Annotated in this window: 12 protein-coding genes; 9 read left to right on the plus strand and 3 right to left on the minus strand. The window is 58.8% G+C overall.

Annotated elements, in window-relative coordinates:
• Positions 1-3: 3 nt before the first annotated feature.
• Positions 4-3,159 carry a hypothetical protein gene (locus AB4Y44_RS13930; protein ID WP_368699912.1) on the minus strand — a complete coding sequence of 1,052 codons (3,156 nt, stop codon included), beginning with the start codon at positions 3,157-3,159 and terminating at the stop codon, positions 4-6.
• Between the two features lie 925 nt (positions 3,160-4,084).
• Between AB4Y44_RS13930 and AB4Y44_RS13935 the strand changes: the two genes are divergently transcribed.
• The 4 genes from AB4Y44_RS13935 (at position 4,085) to AB4Y44_RS13950 (ending at position 7,795) form a co-directional block, all read left to right on the plus strand.
• Positions 4,085-4,309 (plus strand): hypothetical protein, encoded by a 225-nt coding sequence (locus AB4Y44_RS13935; protein WP_368699913.1) that lies wholly within the window; start codon positions 4,085-4,087, stop codon positions 4,307-4,309.
• Positions 4,310-4,317: 8 nt separating this feature from the next.
• Positions 4,318-5,271: a DUF692 family multinuclear iron-containing protein gene (locus AB4Y44_RS13940; protein WP_368699914.1), complete on the plus strand. Its 954-nt coding sequence runs from the start codon at positions 4,318-4,320 to the stop codon at positions 5,269-5,271.
• Positions 5,268-5,924, plus strand: coding sequence for a hypothetical protein (locus tag AB4Y44_RS13945; RefSeq protein WP_368699915.1), 657 nt, complete (start codon positions 5,268-5,270; stop codon positions 5,922-5,924). The genes AB4Y44_RS13940 and AB4Y44_RS13945 overlap by 4 nt, the downstream gene beginning before the upstream one ends.
• A gap of 401 nt (positions 5,925-6,325) precedes the next feature.
• The gene (locus tag AB4Y44_RS13950) at positions 6,326-7,795 is read left to right on the plus strand and encodes a tetratricopeptide repeat protein (RefSeq protein ID WP_368699916.1); all 1,470 of its coding nucleotides are present in this window, start codon (positions 6,326-6,328) and stop codon (positions 7,793-7,795) included.
• A 122-nt stretch (positions 7,796-7,917) separates the two neighbouring features.
• On the opposite strand, the gene AB4Y44_RS13955 is transcribed toward AB4Y44_RS13950, so the two are convergent.
• Positions 7,918-9,048, minus strand: a complete 1,131-nt coding sequence (locus AB4Y44_RS13955) for a hypothetical protein (RefSeq protein WP_368699917.1) — start codon at positions 9,046-9,048, stop codon at positions 7,918-7,920.
• A gap of 973 nt (positions 9,049-10,021) precedes the next feature.
• Between AB4Y44_RS13955 and AB4Y44_RS13960 the strand changes: the two genes are divergently transcribed.
• The 5 genes from AB4Y44_RS13960 (at position 10,022) to AB4Y44_RS13980 (ending at position 15,975) form a co-directional block, all read left to right on the plus strand.
• A complete protein-coding gene (locus AB4Y44_RS13960; protein ID WP_368699918.1) occupies positions 10,022-11,965 on the plus strand; it encodes a C1 family peptidase in 1,944 nt (647 codons plus the stop codon).
• Positions 11,922-12,251, plus strand: a complete 330-nt coding sequence (locus tag AB4Y44_RS13965; protein WP_368699919.1) for a protease inhibitor I42 family protein — start codon at positions 11,922-11,924, stop codon at positions 12,249-12,251. The genes AB4Y44_RS13960 and AB4Y44_RS13965 overlap by 44 nt, the downstream gene beginning before the upstream one ends.
• Before the next feature lie 10 nt (positions 12,252-12,261).
• Positions 12,262-13,428: a haloacid dehalogenase type II gene (locus tag AB4Y44_RS13970; RefSeq protein ID WP_368699920.1), complete on the plus strand. Its 1,167-nt coding sequence runs from the start codon at positions 12,262-12,264 to the stop codon at positions 13,426-13,428.
• A 607-nt stretch (positions 13,429-14,035) separates the two neighbouring features.
• Complete coding sequence (locus tag AB4Y44_RS13975; RefSeq protein WP_368699921.1) at positions 14,036-14,914, plus strand: hypothetical protein; 879 nt, start codon at positions 14,036-14,038, stop codon at positions 14,912-14,914.
• The gene (locus AB4Y44_RS13980) at positions 14,911-15,975 is read left to right on the plus strand and encodes a hypothetical protein (protein WP_368699922.1); all 1,065 of its coding nucleotides are present in this window, start codon (positions 14,911-14,913) and stop codon (positions 15,973-15,975) included. The genes AB4Y44_RS13975 and AB4Y44_RS13980 overlap by 4 nt, the downstream gene beginning before the upstream one ends.
• Before the next feature lie 180 nt (positions 15,976-16,155).
• On the opposite strand, the gene AB4Y44_RS13985 is transcribed toward AB4Y44_RS13980, so the two are convergent.
• A complete protein-coding gene (locus tag AB4Y44_RS13985) occupies positions 16,156-16,290 on the minus strand; it encodes a hypothetical protein (protein ID WP_368699923.1) in 135 nt (44 codons plus the stop codon).
• Between the last annotated feature and the right edge of the window lie 368 nt (positions 16,291-16,658).

The following is a 16,658-nucleotide window of genomic DNA, read 5'->3' on the forward strand; positions in this document are numbered from 1 at the left end:
CGCTTAGGCGTATGCGGCCGCGTAGTCCTGCCAGGACTGCGCGGTATTGAAGAAGTCCAGGAACTTCGGGTCGCCGCCACTGCCACCGAAGGTGCGCTCCACGGTCAGGTCGACGGATTTGTGGAAGAAGGCAATGTCGACTTCCACCGTCAGTGTGGCGGTGCCATAGGCTTTGCCAACGTCCTGGTAAGTGAAGCTCAGATTGAATTCGACCGAGACGGTGATCAGCCCCAGCACGCTGAGCGAGCCGCCCATGCGGAAGTACCCGGTGAGCGTCGCTTTCAGCGCATTATTCGGATCTTGACGTTGAAGCGAGAAATAGATTCCCGCCATGACATGAACCTCACCGCTGGCGACACCCAGGTTGATGGCCGCCGCCGCGCCGAACTCCAGCGCCGCTTCGAGCGCTTTCATTCCGGCGGTGTCGAGCTGCATGTGGAAGAAGCCACCGCCGGCGAAGAAAGCGACGGTCAAGGAAAACGGATGCGGCCGCGACGACACCGCGAAATCGACCACCGGCTTACCGTCAAGAAATGGCAGCGTCAACCCGGCCGAAAGTGCAACGCTCTGCAGTGCAAAGACGCCCACCGCAAGTGGAGGCAGTCCGATTGCGAAGCCGGCGGTAATGCCGGTAGGCGAGATGTCGAGACTCGGCGGGTCGCCGAACAAGCCAGGCGGAATAGCGTCTTTGAGGTCGTTGATGAACTCGAGATCACCAGTAAAATCAATTGGGTCGGCTTGATCGAGGGAGACGGAAACGTTGGGCTTCTGCCCGCTAATAGTAGTGAAGTGGAACTCGGTGAAGTTGACCGTGACAGAGGAAAGAATTGCCACCGAGAAATTGGTGAGCCTGCCGTCGAAGCTGAAGGTGGGCGGCTGCGCGACGCCGCTCAGCGACAGTTGCTTGTGGATTTCACCGTGAATAGTCAGTGCGGCGCCGGGATTGGGCGTGAAGCTCGCAGCGCCCACATCGATCTTCTGCAGCTTCGGCGCGAAGTCGATAGTCGTGGTGATCAGCTTACCGCCGGGGACGTCCTGCGTGGCGGCCTTCATCTGCGGAGCGTTGCCGCTAAGTGTGCCGGCCGGAATCAACGAGCCGAGATCGAAAGCCCCGAACAAACGCGCAAGGCCATCGGCTGGAAAGAAGTTGCTGGGGTTGAAACTGCCGGTGGCCGCGTCAGCGGCTTGGCCGGCCAGCGGACCCAGCGCGCGGGTCAATGTGGAGACGCCGATATTGGGCGTAGCGATCCCCCCCGCTTTGTCGGCGCTGAAATTCACGCCGAGGGTCGCAGGCGTGATGGTGCCACTGGCGTCCTGCTGCACGATCTGTGCAAAGACGCCGGTTGCCGCGTCGAACCCGTGCTGCACATACTGGTCGTAAAGCGCGATCACCGTCGGCTGATCCGCGCCGATGAGCTCCTGCACCTGCGGGATCCGCACATTCGCCTTGAATAGCACCGGTGGTCCGCCTGCGGAGTCGGCGGTGAAGTTCAGTAGGTCCGTGACCAGCGTGGTGTTGTCGGTCCGTTTTGCCGGATCAGGATCTGGTGGCGCGAATGCTACGCGCTGCCCGGGCACAAGGGCGGAGCGGCTGTCTATAGTGGAAACGTCGTTGTACGCCGCCGCGACGAGCGCCATCTTGCTTGCGTCCTCTACGTCGCTGATCGAGGCGAACATCAATGGAACGGTGAAATCGATATCGAGACCACCCGCATCGGTAGCACGCGCGTGAAAGGAGAAGCGCTCCCGCCCACCGCCCGCGCTGACTTCGACCCAAAAAGAGCGTGATGTGCCGGGGATGATGGTAGGCGCTGGGTCCGCAAGGTCCGGCGTGACCAGCGTGGTAAGTTCAACGCGCTTGAGCGGCATCTGCCGCGCGGTGTAGTCGAACGTGCGCACTGGCTCGCGCACCACGATGAATAAATGCTGGATGAGATACGCGCCGATCGCGCCGTCCGGTGTGTTGCGGAATTGCCGCTCGGTGACTTTGATTAGCGCGGCCTTGTTCCGGAAAGGCCACAGTTCGCCCTCGTAAACAATGCGCACATAATGGTCGCGCCCCTGGCTCGCGCGATGCACCCATTCGCTCAGATCGAGTGGCTCGAGCCGGCGCGGAAGAACAGCCGCAGGTGCCGCCACTGCGCGCTGGCCGGCAATGCCGAAGATTTGCCCAAGATTAGGCGGGGGACGGAAGATTGGTGTGGTGCGGAACGGCGGTGTCCACGCGCCGCGAGAGCGCAGCCAGCCTCCCAGCGGCGAAAGCATGAGCTGTTCGGCGGCGAAGGGCTGCGGCACGAACGGGCCGGTACGGATGATCGGAATTTTCCACCGGCCCACCACGAGAGTGGATTCGGTCGTCACCGTCCAGCCGTGAAAAGCTGACGTCTCGATAACGATCTGATAGCGGTCATTCGGCGCCATCGCCGTGCGGGCAAGATACGGTCCTTCGTCGGACGGCTTTGGCGGCGGATCGCTGTAGTCCTGTGACCAGATCGCCCGCAGCATGCCCGGGGTGGTGACGGAAAGCTCCTGCGGCGCGGCGCCGGAGTCGGCAGGTGCCAGCACAAGGCGCGTGTGCCAAAGCTCCGTGCGGCCGCGCGCAGTGAAGGGCCCGGTGCGGTTTGTCCAACGCCCGTCGGCGTTGGGCGAAATCCATACTCGCCACGGAAGTTCGAGCGCGGTCTGATCCGCGCCGGGCTCTGCGATGTCCGGTGCGGCATTGATCTGCGCCTGCGATGGGCTGGGCGGGACCGCGGCGATTGGATTCAGCCGTGGGGCCAGCGCAGTCCAGTCCGTAAGGCCCGCGATGGAGAGCGGAATGCGAGTGCTCGGCGGCACATCGAACACCAGCCGGCTTGGACGGGCGAACTGCGCGACACTGGTCGCGCCGTTCGCTGGCTGGCCCGGTGTGATCAGCACGTCGTGGCCCGAAGGGTCCGCACGGCCCGAAATCTGCTCAGGTGCGATCGGCGAGGATTCGAAGAATGCGTTTTCGGCAATCGTCTGTGGTGGCAGAGTGACCACCAGCCAGGCTGGCGCGCCTTGCTGATCGATGACAAGCGCCGGTTTGCTGGGATCGGTGGTATCAACCCTAAGGTTCTCCGTCGTGACACGCAGATTCAGGAGATCGTCTGGCCGGACTAAGTCGAAGCGGAGCATGATTCCCTCTATCGCAACCCATCAAAGGTGACCAGCCTGCGTAGCGCCTCCGCGACCGACTTTGCCGATAACGGCTTGAAACGAAAATGTAATCTCGCGGGCCTCACTTGGATTCACCGGACTGGGTCCATGACGTTTCTCTCGCGAGGACCATCTCATCGTCCTAGGCGTGTATTGCACGCATGCGAGTTCGTGATAAATCGAAGAGCAAACGTTAGGAATCCATAGCGAATGATGATAGACACGGGTAATGCACTCCTGAGGTGCAAGCCCGCGAATTTCGCAATCGACGCATGAGTGCTTTCAAGGGGGCCATTCGTTGGTTCCACATATTTGTATAGACGACAAGAGGCGACGCATCAAGGATATCTAGCGTGCGGAGAGGGTGGAAGCGTGAGTGGCTGCGATCAGTGCAGAAGACTTGGGAAAGCTTGATATATGCGCGCCGCTAACCTAGCCTTTTATTGGTAAAGAAGTGGAATCGAAATTTGCTTGAATAAATTCGAAAGTGCTTTCGGCAGAAACGATCACCATTGCTTGATTCATCAATTCTTTCGTGGCTTTGTGGGATCCTGAATTGCCTCTTTCTGATCTTCCTCTTGAATGGAAGTGGTTCTCATTCAGGGGTGCCCCAGTCAATGTGAGGGCAGCAGTTTGCTTAGCCTTTTAACTTTGGATGCGAAAGTTAAAGATATGCATACCTTAGAAATTGAAATTTCAAACTATTAGGATCGCTGGCCAATGAGGCGCCTTAAGCATGGAGGCGACGTTCTTTAAGTAGTTCCGTAGTCGATCGTGATACTTGATCGACAGCGTACTGTCGCACACTCGTGAACGATATCGCCGTTTCCAAAGCGACTTGCCCGCATATTCCGGCGCTGCGGATACAGTAGAGTCATTGCCGGACGTCAACAAGGAGTGAAGCATGAGCGCCCCCCATCTCGTCACCAAACGTGCCACGTTGCAGCTTACGCCTAATCCGAAGCAACAGACCAAGGATGACGTCCATGCAGTCGTCGACGAAATTCTCAAGCGTAGCGGTTGCCTGACGTGCGGATTGATCGCCGTGTTCCACGTCGAATTTGCCCAGGACCCGGGACCGGATCTTACCCAGCGGGGCGTAACGTCAGCGACTTTCGAAAACTCATAGGCGATACCATGTCCGCGGCATTGATATTGAGCGGACAGACGCGCCGGCAGACAGGTGCGATAGCACCCGAATTGGGTGTCGGATTCGACTACTTTCCGAGTTTGCCGGCCGATATGTATGATTGCCACCTCATCGATTTTGTTGAGCTGACACCCGAGACGCTGTGCAGCGTGCAGCGCACCTGCGGCAGAACCACTCCGGTGTTGGATCGCGCGCAACTTGACCGTGCGCGCACCACCTGCGGCGGGATGCCCATGGTCGTGCACGGGGTCGAGTTATCCATCGGTTCGGCACACGGCTGGAACACCGCCTATCTTTCCATACTCGACCAGTTGCAGCCGCTCTGGCCGTTTCTGTGGCACAGCGAACATCTCTCCTTTCAAACGTACGTGAACGTTAATGGAGACGTGACACCGATCGGCACACCATTACCTCTGCCGATGACGAACGAGGCTGGCCGCCTGGTAGCGCAGCGTTGCGCCCAACTGCTTAAACGCTATCGCGTACCGTTCCTGCTGGAAAATCCCGCGCACTACCTGACCGATTTGCCAAGCGATTCCGACATTACCGACGAGTGCGTACTGATGAACCGCGTCACGTGCGCAAGCGGGTGCGGACAATTACTCGATTTGCATAACCTTTATTGCAACGCTGTCAATCACGGCTTCGATCCGTTCGAGGCCGTTGGTCGATTCGCTCTCGAACGCGTTGTCGAGATTCATGTTGCCGGGGGGCGCTGGGAGGGCGGCTACTGGACAGACGCACATGACAGCGCTGCTCCTGTGCCGGTATGGGAACTGCTCGAGTACACGTTGCCTCACTGTCCGAATGTGGCTGGTGTCGTGTTCGAACTGCTGGAACCGCATGCGGTTCGGATGGGGGCGGACGAGATCGCGCGCAATCTGGAGTGCGTGCATGAAATCTGGTCGCGTCACGCTCCCAGCGTGCGAAACGCGCCATGAAACTTTGCGACTTCGAGTCGGCACTCGGCCGTGCAATCTGCGAGCAGCAACAGCCGCTGGAGACGAGCGTCGTCCAGCTGCCAGCGTTGGAGAGAGAGCGGCTCGAGCAACTGCTGTCGAGTGCCGGCGTTGCATTTACGCGAATCGTACAAAGATCGTGGTGTGAAAGCCGTATTAAACTGCTCGCCAGACATTCACTCGGCGAATTGCCACCAGAACAATGCAGCGCGCTTGTCTCAGCCTGGGTCGACCGGGGAGGAGGGCGGAATGCATTCGGCGGCGAGGAAGCGATCGAGTTTCTGAAGTTTTTGTCACCGCATCTTCCTTCCGACTCAGCATCCTCGTACTGGTGCCGTGTCGAGCTTGCAACTTTTCGGGCTTACATGGGCAGTCTGGAATTTGTTCCGCCTGCCAGTCCGTGCGAGCGCACCATGTTAATCGTCCGCAACGAATCTGCTTCTTTGGTGAGCACATCGCAAGCGGCGTTGTTCTTCGCGCCGGGGCTACCGGAACTTGTTCGCGAAGCGACACCACTTGAACGCGAACTGTGGATGGACCTCGAACTTGCGAGGCGCGTCAATGTATTTCCTGACGCGGCTCTCACGTCACTGAATTCGATGCTGTCGGTCGGGATTCTTGCATCGACGGAATAACAGGCGAAACTTCTTTTTGAACACATGGCCACTCTTGATGCTGGAGAAAATGGCGTGTGACCACTTGTTCGGATACCTAGGTAAGCGATTTGTGGATGGATTGAATTCTGGTTTGAATCGCTGCACGAAGGCATGCCTTGGAATTTCACGGACACCAACGGCAGTTAAAAAAAGGCCCGAGAAGTCGCTTTAACAGGCTCCCATCCGACGCAATCTCAACCATACCGGCGGTGGATAGTCCGCCAAGCACCAGTCGCTCGTCGACAACATATTGTTGCTCCATTTGCTATCGAAGGATATCGAACGAAGGATGGTCCCAATCACGCGGTCACGTCCGGCGGAAGGCGGTCAGCTATGTGCGACTGCGTGAGTCGGGCTCACGCGAACTGAACGACGCCCGCATGAAACTGTCAGAGATTCTTAAGGAAGGTTTACGGTTCATCGTGAAGGCTGGTGGTGTGTTCGGACGCGCCATTCAGTCCGGCTTTCAGGGACTCGGCTACCTGCAAAAAGGGTTCATTGCGATTGGTGTCATCGCGGCCGTAGGTGTTGGTTTGGTCTATGCGAGCTCTGGATTGCGCTCGATCACAATAATCGAGCCTATCGCAACGCCAAGCGATCTTGCCGCAAAAGGATTCACCGCGTCCACAAGTCAAAGCAGGTTCAGCGAAGACATGCTCTCAATGATCAATTCCGCATCTTCTGTCATGCCGACGGAGATCCACGATACGCTTGACGAGGAAGGAACAAAGGATCTGCATCTTGGGGTACCGGGAACGGGAATGTCGGTGCAGGACGTGGTGAGCGCGATCAAGGACATTTTGCGTCGTGACGGTCGCATCACCGCCGAAATCGTCCGGGACGGAAAGGCGCTGCGGATTTTCGGACGGGTTTTCCGCCCTGGTGGCGAAGTGTATCTATTCGATGCTTTCAGTGAGAGCGGCGACGTCGATGAGGTAATTTACCGAGGGGCAAGGGCGGCAATGCAGATATACAGTCCCTACATACTCGCTTCAGCGACTTTCGATCAGGCGCAGAAAAAGTGCGATGAGGGGACGCTTTGTCAATACACGGACGCCGCAAATGAGTTCGATAAAATTCTTAAAGGTGGATCACCTAAAGATCAGGAAAAGCTCGCTGCATGGGCACATCTCGGCCTGTCAAAAATTGCTGAGAACAATCTTGATTACCTGACAGAGATTGAGCATGCGCGGCGGGCGGTGATGCTTCGTCCAAAGTTCTACTGGGCTCACTATAACTGGGGCATAGCTCTTGAGAACATGGGTTGCGATAATGAAGCGCTCGAAAAATATCGGCGCGTAACGGTCGAGCGAGATCGCTTCGCCGCCGGACACAATGCGCTCGGACGCGAGTACCTCAAATACGCGAACCGAGAATACATACCGACAGATTCGTTACTACGGTTAAACACTCGGCCAGCAGAGTTGGCCCAGCGCGAGTTCGAAGCGGCCATTCGATACGATCCCCGCTACGCCGAGGCATATGTCAATCTAGGCGAAGCGCTGGAATTGCAGGGAAAACATACGAAAGCGCTGGATGAGTTGCGCGCGGCAATCGCGCTAGACGGCGAGTATACAAGCAAAGCCTTCAAACAGGTCGCGAAGATTGAGACCGAACTCAGAGAACCGGAAAGGGCTGCAAACGCTATGGTAGAAGCCATGATCAGCGAAAAGCGCTATCCCCAATGCCGTGGTGATCTGGAATCGGCAGACGCCACCGTCTGGCGTAGCTGCGTCGCTGATCTGTCTACGGATGAGCTACCGAAGGTCGGGCGGCACACGGCAGATTGGCCAACTACGCACTTTGAAGCCGCGGATTGCAGGAAGTACGCAATTGAGAACTGGCCGTGAGTCGGTAAGCTAGCCGAATTAGCGGACAGGTTAGCGCTGCTGTGGACGCCGCTAGCGGAAATTGCGAGCGTCAACAGCCGCTGCGCGTGATATCCGTCACGCGCCTGACTCGAGCTCGTTTTCTAATCATTGCTGGCGCTCACTCGCGGCCGCGCCGTTTCAACGGCACGGTGAGTAGCCCGGGAGCTGGTGACGCTGTCTTGACCTCGTTGCGGACCGGAATTTCCCGACGCCCGCCGCGACGCTACAGAAACACGCGTCAGGATTGCGACCGGCATAGAGAACGCAATGCCAACATTTGTGCTGTGGTGCGTAACCAGGATGTGATCCGGAATGTTGCCCCAAGAATTCAGCGCTCCCAATCCGTCGAGTATGCCCAGGTACTGTTCATAGTGATCGACCTCCACCGACTCCGATATGGGGCAACCGAACGTTGCCACCCAAAGGCGCTTTGTGACACCGGGGGCGAGTGAGCGAAGCGCGTTCGCAATAACCAGTGCTCCCTTGCTGTGACCAAGGAGGGTGTCGATCGTCGGCGCGTTTTCCAGTATCGAATGCAGTACGTCAGAGGCTGGGTTACCTGTTAAGAATTCAGGCGCCCCTGTTGCCGCTTCCTTATGGCCAGGTGTGGTCATGAGCAGCTTGCGTCCGATCTTGGCGGTCTCGGGCAACGCGTGCGCCATCATCGTTTGCGCAAGTGAGCCCAGCCAATCGTGGACACCGAAACCGAACCAGCCACCCAACGCTTGTTCAAGAACATCTGCGACTCCGTATCCGGGGACGATCGCCGCCACGCGTTGGCCGAGTGCCATCGAGGTATTCCACGCGAACGCCGCGGAGCCGAGAGCTGAGCTACCGACGCCAGTAATCGTGACAGTCCTCACATCCTGGCCGTCTGATCGAGTCCAGTCGATGAAATCATTCACGCTGTCAAATCGCTTGACGAATGGAGCCTTGGCGCTATCGACAACGAGGATGCAGCCCTCCGGGTTCGACAGCGCATCAAGATCTACACTGGTGAAACCGCTCAACGAAACCGGTCCGGAATGGTTGAGTTTCGTTGCGGTGGGCGACGTCTGTGTACTCACGACTTCACCGCGCCACAGTAGTTCACTCATGATCACACCAATATCGTAAAAGAGCGCGTCGAGTGCCGTATTGGCCAGTCTCATGGCACGCAGTGCAGGTGCTATGAAGGGACGAGGCAATTCGAATAACGCCATTCCGTCAGCCGCAGGGGACGATTCGCGCATACCTGCCTCCAATTCCAATGGGGAACTCGAATCCGGGCTGGAAGAATTCGCAATTGATGGCGCCGCGTCGCGTGCCCGAACTGCTGCCTTGCACCACTGCCAGAAGGCTAGCAGGTCATCCACCACCCGCTACCTGTGGGCGCGCGGGAATGTGCGCTACCACACACAGGCTGAAGATGAAATCCGTGCGGCAATTGGGTCATGACCCACTGTCGTGGACAAGTACCTCGCGCCTGCTACGCAATTGACGCCGAGCACGTGCATTAGATGGTTGCCGCATACTTTTCGCCGCGGCACCAGGAATCCCTATTGGAAACTCATGATTGTTGTGCCTCGCCGTACGGCACCTAACGAGGCTGGGCTGCAACGTAGCAGCAAAAGGTTCGGAGAGAACAAAGCGGGTCGAGTGCTGCGGGGTCCAGGCAAGGCTGTTGAGGTGGCGTTCGCCGCCAGGCCATTCTGGCGAGCAACCCGAGCAGACTCCGTTCGAAGAGGGCATGAGCTTCAGGTGATTGGGGCCTGGTAGGCCTTTTTTCGTGATTTCTATCGGGAACAAAAAGTCAGGTCCGGGAAATATCGAATATTTGCTTTGGATAACTAACATAGTTTCGCTTACCTCGTCTCCATCAAATGGTGGATTCGCACACCGGTCTTGTCAGCTACACTGGGCAGTATCGATAACCCAACCGAACTGTCATCAAGCGGGAGGATAGGATGTGGCGCACGATAGTCAGCCAGGCCTATGCCAGGAATGCCGCGGACGACACGTCTGCTTACTGCGACACTGATCCAGGTCACTCCGGGTACTCGGGTTTCCACTTCGATCATCCAGGGAGCCGCAGAAGCATTCCCCCATCTTCCACGCTGCAAAACCTCGGCAAGAATTCGGCACGACATCTCGTTTGCGTGTGCGCTGTGCGTAACCACGCCGTTGTTTCCGCGACGCGCGGTGGAAGACAAGGAGGAAATACAGATGGCCCTGGCTACATTTGGAGATCTGCGTAAGCAGCTGGCGAGAGAAGGATTAAAGTGGACGGTCAATCCTGCACTGACCGACGCGACGCCGATCACCCGGCCACCGCTCGGCCTGCTTGGCAAGCTGCCACCGAGCGATCCCAACAAACGCATCGATGTGGCCGCGCTGGTGCGCGCCAACCCACCAACCAACGCGCTGCTCGCGCAGGACCTGTTCAATCGCGGCATTCTCAGCCTGAAACCTGCGGTTCAAGGCCGAACCGGCAGCCTTGCGGCTGCAACGCCAGCGCGCGGCGGAGCGGGCGGAGGCGGGGCCACCGTCGTTGACTGGCGCAATCGTTTCGGCTGGAACTGGATCACGGGCATCCGCGACCAGGACCCGTGCGAACATTGCTGGATTTACGGCGCGACCGCCCTGGTCGAGGCCATGGTCCGGATCGAGCACTGCGTCTGGTGTGCCCGCTCCGAAGGCGACTACATCGAGGGCAACAAGGTCACCTGCGGCCAGTGCGGAGATCCGGTAAACGTTCTCAATTGGGTCGCCTCGAATGGGCAGTGCGATCTCGATTGCGTACCCTGGGTTGACCGCGATCCGGGTAATCGCACCGGCCCGTACTGGAATCCGCCGCCCAACGGCTGCGGCGGCGGCTCGAATGCAGCGCCGCCGGCCTACAATCCGCCCTTCGACCGGGATGGCCGGACCGTCAAGATCCCGGCGTTCACTTCTATCGGCAATGTCAACGATCAGAAGTCCTGGATCCAGAACGTCGGGCCGCTGGTCGTCTATTTCGAAGTTTATAGCGATTTCTTCGGTTGGTCCGGCAACGTCCCGTACGAGAAGTCGTCAACGGCGACTGCCCAGGGAGGCCACATCATGCTGGCAGTCGGCTTCAACGACAGTCTTGGCTGCTGGATCGTGAAGAACTCCTGGGGTCCTTGGGGAGATGGCGGTTTCGGTCTGATTGCCTACGGCCAATGCGGCATCGACTCGAGCAACAAGCTCGGCCTGCGGCTCACCAACCCCGATCCGTGGACCAAGCGGCGTTCCCACGCCGGCGGTATGCTTGAGAGCGGCGACGGTGCGCTGCACCGCAACTTCGAGTTGATCGCGCCCAGCCACGGGAATTCGTGGACGCACTGGTGGCGCGACAACTCCGCCAGTGCCCTTCCCTGGGCCAAGGCCGAGACAATTGGCAACGACGTAGCCGATCCGCCGACCTTCACCGCCACGACCTACAACCGAAATTTCGAGATGGTGTATCGGACCACGGCCAACCGGCTACACCATCGATATTTCGATCAATCCAGTCAGAAATGGGATGATGGTCCCATCTTCGGCCCGTCAGGCGCGACCGGTGCGGTCGGCTTTATCGAGAGCAGTTGGGGACCCGGCAACTTCGAAGTCGTCGCCGGCGTGGAAGGCGGGAAGGTGCAGCACTGGTGGCGCAGTGGGAACGACTGGCAACCGAGTGTGACCTTCGGAAGCAACATCCTCACCGCCGGCCCTAGCCTGATTCAGAGCACGTGGGGGGTGCTGGAATTCGTCGCGGTGCTGGATGACGGAACGATGCAGCACTGGTGGCGCGACGGCTCGACCTGGAAGTCCGGTCAAGTTTTCGGCGCCAACATCAAGTCTCCGCCGGTGATGATCCAGGGTCAGTATGGGATGGCGAACGAGACCGGCAATGGCAACTTTGAACTGGTGGTCGCCAATGCGGAGGGCCAGGTCGAGCATTGGTGGCGCGACAATTCCAACACGAATTTCGTCTGGTCGAAGTCGGCAACGTTCAGCTCCGGCGTGTTCCGCGTGCTCGCGCTGGTCGAAGGCAGCTTCGGTTTCAATCTGGAGGTTGTCGTTCTGTGCCGTGATGGCACTATCCAGCACTTCTGGCGCGACAATGGCGGCTGGCATCCCGGCGTCACCATCGGAAGTACCCTCTGAGCTGACGCTGCGCGTCGGTGAGCGGAAAATCATCCTGCTCACCAGCGCCGGCTCTGTCGGCTACGTTTGGCAACTGCGCGTGACCGGTGACACGCAGACGATCGAGGCAAGCACGGGCCCCGAACATGCGCGGCGGCCCGATGCCCCGCCTGGCGGCAGTCTGCAGCAGGCGCTGTTCGTCACCGCTGTCGCACCAGGCAAAAGCGCGATCCATCTGGACCTGCTCCGCTTTGGCCACGCTCCGCCGCGCGAGTCGCATCAGATCACCGTGACGGTCATTCCATAGCGAGATTGGCATGCTGCTCAAGGCCCTTACCTTCGACATCATTGGCACGGTGTTCGATGCCTATGACGGCCTGGCGCAGGGCGTCGCGCTGCTCAATGCAAGGTATGGCGTTAGCGTCAACGGCGCCGCTTTTGCAAGCGGGTCTCTCAACGGCTATTCGCAGGGCGTGGCGCAGGTGCTGTCAAGCGGAATGTGGGTTCCGCCAGACATGATCCTGCAGACCGCGACGCGGGAGAACCTGCCGATAGCGCAATTGGGAACGAAAGCCGACGCGGCGGTGCAGGACTACTTCGATTTGTGGCATGCACTGCCGCCCTGGCCGGATGTTGCGGCCGGAATGGCGGCTTTGCACAGCCGCTACACGTTGGCAGTGCTGTCAAACATGAGCGTTACAACGCAATCGGCGCTGCGGGCGCACGCGAGCCTTCCGTTTGACAGGCTGCTCTCGGCCGAGACGGTGCAGCACTACAAACCGGACCATGCCGTCTATCAGATGGCGATCTCCAGCCTTGGCGTCGACGCATCCGAAATCCTGATGGTGGCAGCGCATAACTTCGACCTGAATGCCGCCAGGGCGCAGGGTTTTCGAACCGCGTTCGTGGGGCGTCCGGCCGAGTTCGGGCCCGGCGGTTCGCCAGGCAACCATCCCGACCCAAGCCTCGACTTCAACGCGACCAGCTTGATCGACCTCGCCGAGCAGCTCGGCGCCTGGCTAGTGACCCCGCCGGACGATTGCCTCCCGCTGCGTCCTGACGCCGTGCAAGTGCAGAATATCTCCGGAGACTGGAAGATTGTCGACGGCAATCAGCAAGTGCTAGATTTCGGACGGTCGCAGGCGAATGCCGTGCGCGCGAAGGCGATCATCGAGCATTACCGCTTCGATCGCATCTGTTTCGTGGGGCGCCCCGATCCGCCGATGATGTATTTCACAATCGGCGGAGAGGCGCCGTCCGGCGCGATGCCGGGCGAGGACGCCATTCCCTTTGACCTGGCAGGTGTGGTGACGCAGCAGGTGGCGGGGAGTTGGATTGTCACCGATGGCGCCTCGCGTATGCTTGATTTTGGCACCAGCGAAGCGAAGGCTGTCCATTCGGTGAGTATGATCAAGCGTTACGGCTTCACGCACCAGTGTTTCGTAGGGCGCCCAAACGCCCCGATGATGTATTTCAGGAAATAAGACCGCAACATGACTGGCGTATGGAACACAAACTCTCCGCTCCCAACAGTTGCGTCAGCGACATTCAATTCGGGCACGACGCCGCGGCTGAGCGATGACTCGGTGCTCCTGCACGACGCCTACGGTAAAGAGTGTCGGCCTGTGACCTGGCGACTTCCGTAGCAAACATGGATACCGCCACTGGCCGATGCAAGATTTGAGGAACGCTAGCCCTACACGGTCGGCTTGTCTGGGATCATCTGGAGCCGAGGACCACACATCCCAACGATAAGGACATCAGCCTGCAGGCTCGTACGTTGAATGGAACAGACTTTCTGACAAGCTTGTATAGCAGGTAACGCAAATTCACTTCAGCGCGCCAAAATCCGGCTTGGCCAGCCTTAGTGCACTAGACTGTAGGAAGGGTATAGCCACCTGAGTGTGCTCGTGTTTCACGCCAATGCATGCTGGCGAACGCCCCCCCGTTTTGCAGTATCACTCCTCACGCGAACACTTACCCGTTCGGACGGAGGCTGTTGTGATCGCATATTGCACGCGCTCGCCGCGACAGCGGCGCGTTCACGCGATATTTTGCTGTGTCGTTGGATTCGCGACGGCAAACGTCGCGTTGGGCGAAGCTTATCCCGGCTCGCAAGAGGGCGGCAATAACGGGCGAGGCAGCGTCAATATCGGTATTCCCTTGGAGATCATTTTGGGCTTGCGAACAGCAAGTTCGGCGTCGCCTGCGTCGTCCGCAACCTCGACTGACGCACCGAATGAACCGACTACCGCGCAGTTGCTCGAAAAGGGGCCGCAATTTCCGCACGATCGCACGCCCGATCAGTTTGCGGTGGCCGGACTGCTCAAAGGTGGATGGCCGTTTGTGCTCGACTTCCGGCCGGCGCCAGGTTCATGCACCCAGCTCAAGGTCATCGTCGAAGGGCAGAGTTCAGTTCCGGTGACCATCGATCCAGACGGGAGTCAGGGGCGCCATCTGATCAAGCTCGAGTTCCCCGCTGGGCAACCGGAGCGTCCCGCCCACTATGTTCTGTGGTCGCAGTGGCCGGCCACTGCGTGCGCACCAGGTGGGCCGCCAGGAAAACCTTCGTCGATCGACGTTTATGGTATCGGTGCAGGCCCTGGTGCAGTCGGGTCGGTGGCTGTCAATCAACTGCATTTCGGTCCGGCGGTGGCGCACATCCAGACAGGCAACGTGACTTACACGTTCGTTACCAAGTCCCCGTTCAATCACGTCATGGCCGATTTCCTCCGCTTCGAACATGGCGCGTCGACAAACACGGTTCGAACCGTGCCGGTGGTGTCGGTGCCGGTGCAGCCCCTGCGGCCCGACGGTCACCAGGCAGGAAGCTGGGATGGCAAGGACGCCACGCACCGTCCTTCGATCGGCATTCACCTTCTACAGGTTCGGGCGTGGTTCACAGAGGACAATGACCACAGCTGGGTAGGGGGGATCTCTGACGAAACCGTAACCATTGTCGAGCCATGACGCGCCAGAACGCTCAGAGTCGACAACTGCCGCAGGGGAAACGTCAAAAAATTGTGGCCGCCAGTTTTGCATTGGGCGCATTGCTTGCTGTGAGTCTCATTGTCGAGTACACAATCACGCGCTCAAGTGCGCATGCTTTGGAATCACCACAGTGGAAGGCGGGAACAGGTGACGAAGTGATCGTCAGTCCGTCCACTGCCGGAGCGTTGCTCTCGATCGAGGGGGCCGATCACGAAGGGGTGGATGCCTACTTTGACAAGGCCAGCCTGGGTTCGAGCACGAGGCGGCTGCTCCAGGCACTCAACGTTGATGCCCCTGGGGACAATGAGATGCTTACATGGCGCTCGGTCAATCCAGAAGCCAGCGGGCACACGATGATCGATGTCACTTTTTTGTCCCCCCAACCTGGGGCGGAAGTCCACTTCGCCTCTTTAGACGAGGGCTCGAATGCGATACTCCGGGTGACAGTGCGGCATGCAACGCTGCGGGTCAAGCTGCTCGTGCTGCGCGGTGACATGTCGCCTTCAGCGGCATCGGAGCAGAAGAGCCTCGAGTGGGGTAACGGTCATCGTATCCTACCGCCTGGTACGTTCCCTATCGAACTGGATGTGCCGGACGGCGCTTCGATTCAGTTCGTATTCCCGGTCAACGAGCCGCATTCCAGTTTCTACCTGGGCGACTTTGACAACTCCGCACCCGCGCGGCGACGTCTTGCAGTGCGCTACATTGGCATCAAGCCAGGCGACAACAAAGAGTACCGTACGTTTGCCTGTGCCGCAGACGGCGATCGCATCTGGTGGCGCCTGGGCGACCCGGCAGGCGATGCCTGCGTAACTGCACCGCGTCTTTTTGCCGACAAGCTGCTACTTTCGGCAGACACACTTGTTCTGTCGGTCGAAGGAACAGCGTACGCAGCAAAGGATGGAAAATACGACCGCTGGGAGTGGTATGCGTGGATGACTAGAAATCCGGTGTTCGCTGCAATAGGCACGGCGCTCGCGGGCGCGTTAGTGACTTGGGTCGGCTTGAAGTTAAAGAATGTGGTGATCCGGAAGAGTTAGCGTTCCGTCCAGCATAGATATATTCGAACAAGTCCGCGACGGCTTAGCGATGCGTGTGATAGCTCGCGCCATGCACACGTTCGTTCTTCAGCTCAAACTTGTTGCGATTCGCCAGCGCCAGACATGTGTGCGCAATCGAAGACTGTGCAGCCACTGCCACCGCGAGCCTATGTTGGGCATCTAGCCGCCGCGTCCACGCGGCGCACCCGTTCCCGTGTTGCGCGAGGCATTCTCGTCGGCATCACCGTCGTGATGCCAGAAGTCGAGCGGGTTCGCGTAGAGATAGTAGGCAGGGAGCGCCACGTCGATCACCATTGCCCGTCCGTAGACGAACACAAGCGAAGCGCGATAGAGATGATGTGCACGCCAACAACAGGGTGTGCACATTCGGATGACCATCCGCGCATCCTTGAGAAATCGTGATGAAATCCTGTACCGCGATATTGCTGACTTCTCATTTGGATCGCACGCAGTAACGCAAGTCGCAATAGACCGATCGCGCGGTTCGTTGAAACGAACCTTTCATCAACCGATCCTCTCTAACCCGAGAACAATGCTACCTCGTCCACGTCGACGGCTTGAAATTTGAAGATGTGAATTCTATTCTTCTGGTCATGCGGGATTGCGCTCGCATTTGACTCCGAAGCTCGACGGCTTGATCGAATCTCATAGCGCTTTGGCTC

The organism is Paraburkholderia sp. BR10937 (assembly GCF_040965695.1).
In the GTDB taxonomy this organism is placed as follows: domain Bacteria; phylum Pseudomonadota; class Gammaproteobacteria; order Burkholderiales; family Burkholderiaceae; genus Paraburkholderia.

Coding starts and splice junctions, on each gene's coding strand:
- AB4Y44_RS13930 (WP_368699912.1), bottom strand. CDS start 3,159: ATGCTCCGCTTCGACTTAGTCCGGCCAGACGATCTCCTGAATCTGCGT.
- AB4Y44_RS13935 (WP_368699913.1), top strand. CDS start 4,085: ATGAGCGCCCCCCATCTCGTCACCAAACGTGCCACGTTGCAGCTTACG.
- AB4Y44_RS13940 (WP_368699914.1), top strand. CDS start 4,318: ATGTCCGCGGCATTGATATTGAGCGGACAGACGCGCCGGCAGACAGGT.
- AB4Y44_RS13945 (WP_368699915.1), top strand. CDS start 5,268: ATGAAACTTTGCGACTTCGAGTCGGCACTCGGCCGTGCAATCTGCGAG.
- AB4Y44_RS13950 (WP_368699916.1), top strand. CDS start 6,326: ATGAAACTGTCAGAGATTCTTAAGGAAGGTTTACGGTTCATCGTGAAG.
- AB4Y44_RS13955 (WP_368699917.1), bottom strand. CDS start 9,048: ATGCGCGAATCGTCCCCTGCGGCTGACGGAATGGCGTTATTCGAATTG.
- AB4Y44_RS13960 (WP_368699918.1), top strand. CDS start 10,022: ATGGCCCTGGCTACATTTGGAGATCTGCGTAAGCAGCTGGCGAGAGAA.
- AB4Y44_RS13965 (WP_368699919.1), top strand. CDS start 11,922: ATGGCGGCTGGCATCCCGGCGTCACCATCGGAAGTACCCTCTGAGCTG.
- AB4Y44_RS13970 (WP_368699920.1), top strand. CDS start 12,262: ATGCTGCTCAAGGCCCTTACCTTCGACATCATTGGCACGGTGTTCGAT.
- AB4Y44_RS13980 (WP_368699922.1), top strand. CDS start 14,911: ATGACGCGCCAGAACGCTCAGAGTCGACAACTGCCGCAGGGGAAACGT.
- AB4Y44_RS13985 (WP_368699923.1), bottom strand. CDS start 16,290: ATGGTGATCGACGTGGCGCTCCCTGCCTACTATCTCTACGCGAACCCG.